General features: G+C 69.1%; 2 protein-coding genes. Both read right to left on the minus strand.

The features are described 5' to 3' along the window. Window positions 1–74: 74 nt before the first annotated feature. Window positions 75–6158, minus strand: coding sequence for a type I polyketide synthase (locus QHF84_RS10815; protein WP_281313150.1), 6084 nt, complete (start codon window positions 6156–6158; stop codon window positions 75–77). A gap of 92 nt (window positions 6159–6250) precedes the next feature. Continuing rightward, window positions 6251–12862 carry a type I polyketide synthase gene (locus QHF84_RS10820; RefSeq protein ID WP_281313151.1) on the minus strand — a complete coding sequence of 2204 codons (6612 nt, stop codon included), beginning with the start codon at window positions 12860–12862 and terminating at the stop codon, window positions 6251–6253. Window position 12863: the final 1 nt, after the last annotated feature.

Consider the following 12863-nt stretch of genomic DNA (forward strand, 5'->3'; position numbering starts at 1 on the left):
GCTTCGGCGTGCATGCCACCGGGTCGGCCTAGCAGTCTCCTCCGCCGTCAGCCGACCCCTCCGTCACGAAGCCCTCACGCCCCATCACGCGACGCCTCGAGAACGAGCCCGAGGATCCGCGCGATCTCGGCTGAGGTCGGCTCCAGGACGACATTCAAGTGATTCCCCGGTAGCTCGTGCACCTGCACCGAGCCCGTGACGAGGCGCCGCCAGCCCAGGGACGGCTCTCGTGGCGACCGCGTCATGAGCGCGAGGCGGTCGATGCTGTCCCGGGTCGCGAGCACGGTCATGGAGCCGCCGTACGGCTGCGGCACGTAATCGATCAGGGCATTGAAATGCGCCCGGTACACGCCCAACAAATGGGTCGACTCGCTCAGATCCGGCGGTAAGCCCAGCATCGCGCCAATGCTGCGGGCGAGCCGCGAAACGGCCTCCTCTCGCCCGATGTCGGCCAGCGTCGACACGTCGTAATCGGGATCGACGAACCGCGCAGCCTGCGCCAGACGTGTGGCGAGGTCTCCCGCCTCCAGGGCGGGAACGTCCACGATCACCAGCGCTTCGACCGTCTCTCCTGCAATTTGCAGGATCCTGGCCATCTCGTAGGCAACGAGCCCGCCGAACGAGTATCCCCCCAGCCGATAAGGCCCGCGGGGTGCCACCGTTCGCATCGCCTCGATGAACCGGGCAGCCAGGGTCTCGACACGATCGCAAGGGGGAGCATCCGAATCGATCCCGGGCGCGTCGAAGGCATGAAAGGGGCGTTCCTTCCCCAAGCGGCGCGCGAGCGATTGATAAATGAGCGCGGATCCCGTGAGCGGCGGCGTCCAGAACATCGGCGGTCCGTCGCCGCCTCTGGTGAGCTCGATGCAAAGCCCCCGCTCACCGCGCGACCTCGAACCCGCCGCCACGCTCCCCTCGCCGGAACGAATCGCCGTCGCGACGTGGCCGACCAGCGCATCGATGCTGGGATTCTCCAGCAGGATCTTGAGCGGGAGGACCAGGTCGAAGGCTCCACGCAGGCGGCCGAGGAGCTGCGCGCCCATGATCGAATCCATGCCGAATGTGGAGAGCGCCTGATGACCCGGCAGGCGGTCGTTGGGATCGGCGTGAAGCACGTGCGCGACGAGACGACGCACGGCGCCTTCGACGATGTGCCGCGCCCCTTCCTCGTTCGCCTCGACGATACGCCTCCGCAACGAAGCCGCGCCTTCGACCGTCGCCGGAACATCCCCGCTCGCCTCGAGCCGCGAACGAGCGGGGCCGACCTGTTTTGGCGCCCGAAGATGCGCCCAGTCCGCCCATCCGACGATCGCCGCAGGGCGGTCCATCGCGAGCATGTGCTCGAGCGCCTCGAAGAGGCGAGGAGCGGGTATTCCTTCGATTCCCACCGCGACGAGCTCGTCCTCCAGCTCGGACATGGGCGCGCGCACCTCGAGGAGGGGGAAGACGTGCGCGATCGTGATGCGATGGCTGGTTCGACGGCGACGACGGGCGAACGCGTCGACCACCGCCGCCGCCACGGCGCTCGCGCCGAGCCCCTCCCAGCCGAGAAGCGCAGGCGCGGGCGAGAACAGGACGAAAAAGTCCAATCGATGGTTCGCCGTCAGCGAATGCAGCGTAAAACAGGGGAGGCATTGGGCCTCCACGACCGTGGCGAGCTCCCGCCGTGTCTCCGCGTCCGTCAGGCGGCGAGCGTCCTCCACGCCGTATCCAACCTGGAAGATCCCTGCAATCGGGTTCGATGCACGTGAAAGCACGCGCCTCATGACCTCCTCGTCCGCCGCGTCGGCTCCCCGGATGTCGACGCGCGCTCCGAGCGCTTCGAGCTCCCGAACCCACGTCGGCACGAGCCCCATGCGGTGTGGCTCGTCGACGAGCAGCAAATTGCGCGCGCCGCGCATGACCAGCCATCGCGCGGCCTCTTGGCCCAGAACGGAAAGCGCGCCGGTGATCAGATACGTGCATTCGGGACGAACCTCGATGGCCCGATGGACGGGGAGCGAGATCGGCGCGAGACGGGCGACGAAGCGCGCGGCGCCTCGAAGGGCGGACCATTCCTCCCCCGAGGACCGCAGCGACTCCGCGAGGAGGCGCGTTTCCTCCGCGTTCGGCGTGGGTTCGAGGTCGACGATCCCTCCCCAGACGGCGGGGAGCTCCTGCGACAGCACACGCCCGAGGCCCCAGAGTCCGGCCGGCCCCGGCGAGACGTCGATGCCGCCCGCGTCTTGCGCGCCGCGCGTGACGAGCCACAACCTGGGAGCGGTCGCTCGTGATGCGAGGAGGTCGGCAATCGCGAGCGCCACGAGCGCGTGCCGGGACGTCGACGCCTCGACCGCAGCGGCAGAGAATGCCTCGTGCCCCAGTTCGTCGAGCGCGCCCATGTAGACGATCCCTGCGAAGTCGAGCGAAGAGGCGAGCAGGAGGTCGAGCTTGTCGATCCCGTGCTCGAGCTGCGCGGCCGGCAACGTCACGACCGCGTCGCCTGTGCCCTGGAGCTGCGTCGCCAATGCGAGCCCTGTTCCTCCCGCGTCCGCGATGACGAGCCACGCACGCCGCCCCGTCCGTTCGTGGCGCGGAGCCGGCGCGGGCTCCCAGACGAAATCGGCGAACGCACCGTCGAAGGGATGTTTCCCGCGGGCGCGGAATACGGCCTCTGGATCCTCTGCTCGTAGATCGATTCGTTGAACCGAGGACAGGACGTCCCCCGCTTCGCTCACGAGCTCGGCGCTCACGCAGCCGGACGACGTATCTCTCTCGACCCAGCGCGCACGCAGCCACGCGCGGCCCTCCACGGAAGCGGGGGACACGAGAAAGCCGTCGACGGCCTCGATCGCCCAGGAATGCCCGTGCGCCGCGGGATGCGTGATCGAGACGAGCGCGGCGACGGCTCGAGGGAGCGCGCCCACGGCATCGGGGGCGGCCGTGCCCCGCACGAGCAGCTCGCTGCCATTCCGCAGAACCTCTTCCACACGAAAAACGTCATCATCGAGGCCCAGCGCCCCGAGCCGCGCCTCCCAGAGCGACGGAGCCATGTCCTGCAAGCGATCCGACGCGAGGACCGCGAGTCCCGTACGCACCCCGTCCGCGGGAGGAGCCGTCGCGAGGCTGCCCTGCACAACACGGCGCCAGGGACGTTTGTCGTTCTGGCGAACATGAACCTCGAAGGTCGCCTTGGACGCTCCCTCAGGCGAAACGAAGGTCTGGACGGTGGCCATTTCGTCGTCCTCGAGCGCCGGGGCATCGCCGAATTGCAGCGCGATCTGCCACGCGCCTTCGCCGAAGACCTCCCCTGCCGCCGCGACCGCGAGCCGCGCGAGCCCGCCTTTGGCCAGCCGACGGACGCCGAACGACCGCTGAACGCCGATCCTCGCGAGCAACGCCTCGTCGAGCTGCGCCTCCCATGTTCGCACCTCGGGCCGATCCGCCCTCGCGGGGAGGGGCTGCCCAAGGAGAGGCTGCGTCTCTGCGGCCGCGGTCGTATGCGGCCGAACCTGCTTCGGAGCGGCGATCCAGTAGCGACGCCTCTGCCAGGGATACGGGGGCAAGCTTACCACGCGCCCCCCTGCCGGGTAGAGGTTTTTCCAGCCAACCTCGACCCCTCCCACATGAAGCGCGCCGAGCCCGTCCAACATGCTCCGACGCTCGTCTGCATGTCTACGCATCGACGCGATGGCGGCCCCCTCGACGGCCGTTTCCTTCAGGTTGTCCTCGATCGAGGACAGCAGAACGGGGTGAGGGCTGAGCTCGACGAAGAGCGTGTGGCCCTCCTTCATCAACGCCTGCGTGACGCGCGAAAATCGAACGGGCTGGCGCAGGTTGTCCCACCAGTAGGAGGCCACGAGCTCGCCACCCCGCAAAAGCTCGCCCGTCACCGTCGAGCGCATCGCGATCCGAGCCTCCGCGGGCCGCACGTCATGGAGCGCCGCCAGCAGCTCCTCGCGTAGCGGATCCACCTGCGGGCTATGCGACGCCACGTCCACCTTCACGCGACGGCAAAAGACCCCGCGCTTTTCCAGCCCCCCGAGGACCTCCTCGAGCGCCGCCGGATCTCCCGACAGGACCGTGGCTCGCGGACCGTTGCTGACCGCAACGCCGAGCTTCTGCTCGTATCCCACGATCGCGGCCTCGGCCTCCGCCATGGGCAGCTCGACGAGCCCCATCGCGCCCTTGCCGCCAATGCGGCGAAGCAACCGGCTGCGGCGGCAGATGACCTTCACGGCGTCGGCGAGGCTCAGGCTCCCCGCGACGTGCGCCGCCGCGACCTCGCCCATGCTATGGCCCACCACGCAGTCGGGCTCGACGCCCCAGGATCGCCATAACGACGCGAGGGCGACGTCGATCGCGAACAGGACGGGCTGCACCACGGCGATGTCGGCGAGCCGCGAACGCCCTTCCTCGGCGGACATCTCCTCGATGACCGAAAACCCGGCTTCCTCGTGAATGGCCGCGTCGCAGGCGTCGAGCGTCGCTCGAAAGGCCGGCTCCTCGGTCAGCAACTGCCGACCCATGCCTGCCCATTGGGAACCCTGGCCAGGGAAAACGAACACCACCTTCGGGCGCCCCGCGCTCCGCGTGTTCCTCTCCGGCGTGCTGCCCGCCGCCTCCCCGCGCGCGATCGACGCGAGGAGCGCAGCCACCTTCTCGCGCGTCGATCCTACCACGAACAGCCGATGCTCGTGGTGCGTCCGACGCACGCTCGCCGTGTAGGCCACGTCGTGCAGCGAGGCGTCGTTCGTCTGGACCAACCACTCTGCATGACGACGGGCCATCTCCACGAGCGCATCGGGGCTCTTCGCGGACAACGGAACGAGGTAGGCCGAAGCCTCCTCGGCACTCCGCCTCGATTCCTCCGCGGGCGCCTCCTCCAGGATCACGTGCGCGTTGGTGCCGCTCAATCCGAACCCGCTGACACCCGCTCGGCGAGGTTTGTCGGCGCGCGGCCACGCCACGGGCGACGTCGGCACGACGAACGGCGTCCCGTCCAAGGAAATGCGCGGATTCAACCGACGAAAATGAAGGTTTCGGGGGATACGCTCGTGCTCCATGGAAAGCACGGCCTTGATGAGCCCCGCGATGCCCGCCGCTCCCTCCAGGTGCCCGATGTTCGTCTTGACCGCGCCGAGCACGCACGACGAGCCGTCCGCCCTCGGCGCGCCCAGGACCTCGCGGAGCGCCTCCACCTCGATGGGATCGCCGAGCGACGTGCCCGTCCCGTGCATTTCGACGTAACCAATGTCGCCCGGGGACAGGCGCGCGCGCTCGAGCGCCTGCCGCAGCATGGCCTGCTGAGAAAGGACGTTCGGCGTCGTCAAACCGGTGGAGCGCCCATCCTGGTTGACCGCCCAGCCTCGAATCACGGCCCGGATACGATCGCCGTCCCGCAATGCATCGGAGAGCCGCTTGAGCACCACGAGGCCACACCCCTCGCCGCGGACGAACCCGTTCGCCCGCGCGTCCAGCGTCTTGCATCGGCCGTCCGGCGACATCGCCTGCGTCTCGAGGATGAGCTGCATGGTCAGCGGCGACGCGATCACGTTCACGCCCCCGGCCACCGCGAGATCGCTGTCCCGCGCGCGCAGGCTCTGGCATGCCTGCGCGACCGCCACGAGAGACGAGGAACATGCCGTGTCCATGGCAATGGCCGGCCCCTGGAAGCCAAAGACGAACGACACCCTCCCCGCCGCCGTGCTGAAGGCATTTCCCGTGGCGCAATACGCGTCGTACGCCCCCGCCCAGGCCTGCGTCATGATCTGCGCATAATCAGTATTGCACAGACCGACGAAAACCCCGGTCTTGCTCCCCATGAGCCGGTCCGGACGTTGCCCCGCGTCGTCCAGGGCCTCCCGCGTCACCTCCAGGAGCAGGCGCTGCTGGGGATCCAGGCTCTCCGCCTCGCGCGGCGAGATCCCGAAGTGCGCCGCGTCGAACTGCGATACGTCGTCCAGCAAGGCGGCCCATCGAGCCGCCGGTCGATCGCCGGAAATCGCCTCGGGGGGCCATCGATCGGCAGGGATTTCTCGGACCGCGTCGACGCCGTTCTCGAGCGCCGCCCAGAATGCTTCGGGACCGTCGCCTCCTCCGGGGAAACGGCACGCCATCCCCACGATCGCGATGGGCTCGTTCGCCGCGCGCTCGACGGCGTCCAGACGTGTTTTCATCTTCTCCAGCGCGGCGACCGCGCGCTGAAGTGGGGTCGGCTCGCCGGACGCGCCCTCTCGGCGCGGAGGCCCCCCCGGTCCGCCTGCGCTGCTCATCCCAGAAACTCCTCGAATGCCTCGAGCTTGTTCACGAGCTCCGCCTCGTCTCCCTCGACCACGCCCTCCCCCGCCGTCGCCAGCTCCTCCTCCGCGTGCGCCGCGACGGGCGGCGAGACCTCCGCCGCGCCTTCCGCGCTGGCGGGCGGCGCGGGGGCCAACCGCTCGAGGAGATGAGCCGCGAGCGCCTCCGCGGTGGGGTATGTGAAGAGCAGCGCCGCCGAGAGCTTGAGGCCGAGGCTCGCCTCGATCCGGTTGCGCAGCTCCAGGCTCATCAGCGAATCCATTCCGAAGCTCGTGAAAGGCGTCCGCGTGTCGATGCGGGCCGGCTCGAGCCGAAGCACACGGCCGAGCTGCTCGCGGAGGTGCGCTTCGACCATCGCCGCCCGCTCTGCCGCCCCCGCGCGATCGAGCGCGTCGCGCAAGCCTCCGGCCTTGACGCTACTCGCGACGGAGCCTTTTTCGGCGAGCAGCTCCGACAAGAAGGGCATGGCCGCCATGTGGGGATAAAATTCGAGCCACTGGCGCACGTCGAAGCGGAGGAGCCCCACCTCGGGGCGCGGATGCTCGAGGAGCCGACCGAACAACGTATTGCCCTCCTCGGGCGTCATGCTCGCGGCGCCGCGAGAAGCGATGCGCTTCCCACGAACGTCCGAAGCCGCTGCGAGGCCCACGTTCGCGAACGGCCCCCACTGAATGCTCGTTCCGGGCAAACCGTCGGCGACGCGCGCCTGACAAAGCGCATCGAGGAAGGTATTGGCCAGCGCATAATTCGCTTGTCCGGGCGAACCCAGGAGCCCTGCCGCAGACGAGTAGGCCACGAAGAAATCGAGATCCCGGCCGCGCGTCGTCTCGTGCAGGTTCCATCCGCCGAGCGTCTTGGGCGCGACCGGTCCCCAGAAGTGCGCTTCCGTCATCTCCGGCAGCGTCTGGTCCGCGAGCGACCCCGCCGCGTGCACGACGCCGCGCAGGGGAGGCATGCTCCGATCGAGCTCCGCCATCGCCGCGTCCACGTCCGCTCGCACCGACACGTCTCCCCGCACGACACGCACCTCGGCGCCCGCCTCCTTCATCCTACGAATCGCGTCGTTCGCGGCTTCGCTCGGCGCGCTTCGACCCATGAGCGCGACATGCCTTGCGCCTTGCTCCACGAGCCATCCTGCGAGCGACAGCCCGAGACCCCCGAGGCCACCGGTGATCAGATACGTTCCGTCGCCCCGGACGCGCGCCCGCACCACGGGCGCCGCGATTTGCGCGGCCGGGTCCGCCATCCGCAGCGCGATTTTCCCGATGTGCCGAGCCTGCGCCATCCATCGGAACGCCTCGTCCGCGGAGCTCGCCGGGAACACCTGCACCGGCTGCGGCTCGAGCGTGCCATCCTCGAACTTCGCCATCACCTCGCCGAGCAGCCGCGCGAATCGCTCGGGGCTCTCCTCCCCCATTCCGGCAAGGTCGATGGCCGTGTACGAGAGGCTCTTCCGGAACGGCAGGAGCGGAAGCCGGGTGTTCTGATAGATGTCCTTCTTGCTGATATCCAGAAAGCGCCCGTATGGGCCCAGCACGTCGAGGCTCTTCAGGAGCGCGTCACCCGTGAGCGAATTCAACACGACGTCCACGCCGCGCCCTCCCGTTCGGGCCATCACCTCGTCCGCGAATGCGAGGGTACGCGAATCCATCACGTGCTCGATGCCGAGGGAACGCAGGTAGGCGCGTTTTTCCTCGCTGCCCGCCGTCGCGAAAATCTCGGCGCCCACGGACCGCGCATACTGTATCGCCGCGAGCCCGGTCCCGCCGGTCGCGGAATGGATCAAGATCCGCTCGCCCTGCCGTAGCCGACCGACGTGATGAAGCGCCCAGTACACGGTCGTGAAGACCGCCGGGATCGTCGCCGCCTGCTCGAACGAAATCCCCGCCGGCTTGCGCGCGACGAATTCGGCGCGTGTGGTCACGTGGCTCGCGAAGCTCGACGCGGCGGCGGCGATGACCTCCTGCCCCACATAGAGCCCATGCACGCCCTCCCCGAGCGCCACGATCCGGCCCGCGCAATCGCCGCCGAGCTGCGCCGACCTCGGGTCCATGCCGGGGTAGATCCCCATGGCCTTCATGACGTCGAGGAAATTCAGCCCCGCTGCCTCGACCTCGATCTCCACCTCTCCGGGGCCCGGCGGACGGCGCTCCATGGACCGCAGGCAGAGGCGCTCGAGCACCCCGGGCTCGCCGATTTCGAGCCGGTACGGCCTGCCCGCCGCGGGCTCTCGGCGTTCGCCCGCGGGGCCTTCCACCGCCAGGTTTCCTCGCACGAGCCGCGCCACGTATCGCCCCTCCGGCCTGAGCGCGACCTGATCCTCCTCGCTCCCCGAAAGGACCTCTCGGACCACGAGCTCCGGTTCGTCCTGGCTCATGTCCGTGGGAAGGTCGAGGCGCACGCAGCCGAGGTCGGGCAACTCCATCGCCAGGACGCGCCCGAGACCCCACATCGCGGCCTGCGAAATCGCGAGCGGCGTCACGCGCACGCCGGCGGCCTGCGCGCCGCGCGTCAACAGGAACAGGCGCGGCGCATCACGAGATGCTCGACGCCAGATCGCCTGGGCGAGCCGTATCGCGCTCAGCGTGCCGCGGCGCAAATCCGCCTCGACCGTGGCCGCGCTCGTCTCCCTCCAGCCCGCGCCGTCCAGCGCGGCGCAATGGATGACGCCGCGACAAGGATCCTTGCCGAAGGCGTCGTGCAAGAGCTCTTGCCATTGCTCGACACTCGTGGGATCCACCCGGTATCGGCGTTCGCCCTCGGGAGCATAACGCTCGCCGGCCGCGACCTCCACGCAAGTATGCCCGCGCTGGCGGAGCTGCTCCGCCACCACGGCGCCGAGCCCCTTCTCGTCCGCGAAGACGAGCCACGCGCCGGGGTTTGTCTCGGCCACCGGAGGAAGGTCCTTCCGCCGCCACGACACCTCGAACACGCACTCGGCGAAGGGCTCCCGCGTGGCCCCGGCCGCCTCGGTGAGCCGCTGCACGCGGAGCTCCGACACCTCGACCAGCGCATTCCCTGACTCGCCTCGAATCACGAGCGAGAAGGCCGGGTCGCTCTCCGTGCCGTCCCCCGAGAGGCGCCCGTGAACCCAGACTTCGAGCCCGGGTCGCTCGTGCACGCGGACGCCTGCGACCTTCACGGGGACGAACGTGCCGTCTCCCAACGACGCCCGCAGCGACCAACCGGCTGCCTGGAAGCACGCGTCGAGGAGCGCCGGATGAACGAGATAATCGCCGAAATCCGCGCGCGCCTCGTCGGGCAGCCGCACGCGCGCCACGACTTCGCCTTTCCCCAGGTGCAGCCGCTCGACCCCCTGGAAGCACTTGCCATACGAAAGGCCCTGCGCCTCCATGCGCTGGTAATGGGCGGGGCCCTCCAGGACCTCCGGACAACGCGCTTCGACGTCCCTTCGGTCCTCGCTGGCAGGCGGCGCCGTCGACGTGGCCACCACCCGCAGGATCCCCTCCGCGTGGCGTACCCACTCCTTCGCGCCCTCGGCCCGACTCGAAATCGTCACCGCGCCCCGCCCCCCGCCCTCTTCGAGGAGCGATACCTGCACGATGCGCGCTTGCCCGCGCGGCAGCACGAGCATTTGCTCGAACGACATCGTATCGAGCCGGACCGCGCCCTCTCCGTACACCCGGGCTCCCGCGGCCAGCGCCATTTCGACGTATCCTGCCCCGGGGAAGACCACCTCTCCCTGCACCCGATGATCTTCGAGGTAGGGCCATCCCTCCGTGCTCAGGCGCTGCTCCCATATGTGCAGCTCGGGCTGCGACGCAGGAACGATGCCCATACCCAGCAGCGGATGAGCGCCCTCTTCCCGCGGGAGGCGGGCGCGCGCCCCGCGCGTCTCGAGCCAAAATCGCTCGCGCTGCCATGGGTACGTGGGGAGCGGCACGACGCGCCCCCCGCTGGGAAAACGCTTGCGCCATTGGATCGCGCATCCCCGGACATGGAGCGCCCCGAGCGCTTCGAGCATCGTCCGGAGCTCGTCGGCCTGCCTGCGCATCGATGCAAGGGCCGCGCCCTCGACGTGCGTCTCTCGCAAGTTCTCCTCGATCGAAGGCACCAGAATCGGGTGCGGGCTCATCTCGACGAAGAGCGTGTGGCCCTCTTTCATGAGCGCCTGTGTGACGAGCGAGAATCGAACGGGCTGCCGCAGGTTGTCCCACCAATACGAAGCCGTGAGCTCGGCCCCCTTCGACGACCGTCCCGTCACCGTCGAGCGCATCGCCGTCCTTCCGTCCTCGGGGCGAATGTCTCGGAGTGACGCCGCGAAATCCTCGTGAAGAGGATCCACCTGGGGGCTGTGCGAGGCGACGTCCACCTTCACGCGACGGCAGAATACGCCCTTCTTTTCGAGCGCCCCGAGGACCTCCTCGAGCGCCGCCGGGTCGCCCGACAGGACCGTGGACCTCGGCCCATTGCTCACCGCGACGCCGATCTTATGCTCGTACCCCTCGATCGCGGCCTCGGCCTCCGCCATGTCGAGCTCGACGAGCGCCATCGCGCCCCGGCCGCTGATCCGGCGAAGCAAGCGGCTCCGGCGACAGATGACCTTCGCCGCGTCCTCGAGGCTCAACATCCCCGCCACGTGCGCCCCGGCGACCTCGCCCATGCTATGGCCGACGACACAATCCGGCTCCACACCCCAGGATCGCCACAAGGACGCGAGCGCCACCTCGATCGCGAACAGGACGGGCTGCACCACGTCGATCTCCGCAAGGCGCGACCGGGCCTCGTCCGCCGAGATCTCGTCGATGACCGAGAAGCCGGCCTCCGCGCGGATCGCCTGATCACAAGCCTCGAGCGACGCGCGAAATCCGGGCTCCTGCGCCAGGAGCGCACGGCCCATCCCCAACCATTGCGAACCCTGTCCAGGAAAAACGAAGACCACCTTCGGCCGCGCCTGCGCCGCGATCTTTCCCTGCACGACGCCGCCCGGCGCTTCTCCCCGGACAAACGAGGCAAGGAGCCCGGCGAGCTCCTCCCGCGTCGCGCCCACCGCGGCGAGGCGGTGCTCGTGGTGCGTCCGGCGCACGCTCGCCGTGTACGCAGCCTCGCGCAACGAGACATCGTTCGTCTTCGACAACCACGCCGCCAACGAATGCGCCGCCGCGCGGAGCGCTTCGGGGCTCTTCGCCGAGAGCGGCAACAGATGGACCGAGGGCTCCCGCTCGGGTGACCTCGCCTCGTCCGGAGGCGCCTCCTCCAGGATCACGTGCGCGTTCGTCCCGCTCAAACCGAACGAGCTCACGCCCGCCCGACGCGGCCTATCGCCCCGCAGCCAAGGCACGTTTTCGGTCGGAACCACGAGCGGCGTGCCGTCCAGCGAACTGCGGGGATTCAATGCCCGGAAATGGATGTTTCTGGGGATCACCCCGCGCTGCAACGTGAGCACGGCCTTGATGAGCCCCGCCACACCCGCCGCCGCCTCCAGGTGCCCGATGTTCGTCTTGACGGTCCCCACGAAACAATGCGTGCCATCGGCGCGCGGCTGGCCCAGCACCGCGCGGAGCGCGTCCATTTCGATCGGATCGCCGAGCGGCGTCCCGGTCCCGTGCGCCTCGACATACCCGATGTCTTGCGGCGAGAGGCCCGCGCGAGAGAGCGCCGCCTTCAACATCGTCTGCTGCGCGAGCACGTTCGGCGTGGTGAGCCCCGTCGAGCGCCCGTCCTGGTTCACGGCCGATCCGCGGATCAGCCCCAGGATGCAATCGCCGTCCCGCTGCGCGTCCGAGAGCCGCTTCAAAACGACGACCCCGCACCCCTCGCCTCGGACATACCCATTCGCCCGCGCATCGAAGCTCTTGCACCGGCCGTCCGGCGCGAGCGCGCCGGTCTTCGCCGTCACCTCGGCGATGAGCGGATCCAGCATCAAGCTGACGCCCCCGACGAGCGCGAGATCGCTGTCTCGCGTGTGCAAGCTCTGGCAGCCGAGGTGGACCGCGACGAGCGACGACGAGCAAGCCGTGTCCACCGCCGTGGCGGGTCCCTGAAGCCCGAACGCGTACGCGAGCCTGCCCGCGGGAAAACTGTGTCCGTTCCCGGTCGCGGTGTACGCTTCCTGGCTCTCCCGAGGCTGCGCCAGGCTGAGCTCCAGGTAATCGGTGTTCATGATCCCGACGAAGACCCCGGTCTTCGTCCCGACGAGCTTTGGGGCGTCGTACCCCGCGCGTTCGAGCGCCTCCCAGGACACCTCCAAGAGAAAACGCTGCTGTGGGTCGAGCCGCTCGGCCTCACGAGGCGAGATGCCGAAAAACCCCGCATCGAACCTATCGACGTCGCCCACGAACGCGCCCCAGCGTGCACCTTGCAGCCGGGGCTCGGCGTCGATCAGCGGGTCGATCTTCCATCGATTCGCCGGAACCGCGGTCACCGCGTCGGCGCCGCCCGCCAGGCGATCCCAGAACTCCTCCGGCGAATTCGCCTCGCCCGGGAACCGGCAAGCCATCCCGACGATGGCAATGGGTTCCGTCTTTTCCCGCAGGAGCGCGTCGCGCTCGGCACGGGTCTCCTTCAATGCCACGATCGCATCGCGCAGCTTTCCGAGGATCTCGTTTTCGGAGAGCGCCATG

This window comes from Polyangium sp. y55x31, from assembly GCF_029946505.1.
In the GTDB taxonomy this organism is placed as follows: Bacteria; Myxococcota_A; Polyangia; order Polyangiales; family Polyangiaceae; genus Polyangium.

What these genes read in the sequence shown, in the direction of transcription:
- QHF84_RS10815 (WP_281313150.1), bottom strand. Translation starts at nt 6,158, where the DNA reads ATGAAAACACGTCTGGACGCCGTCGAGCGCGCGGCGAACGAGCCCATC.
- QHF84_RS10820 (WP_281313151.1), bottom strand. Translation starts at nt 12,862, where the DNA reads ATGGCGCTCTCCGAAAACGAGATCCTCGGAAAGCTGCGCGATGCGATC.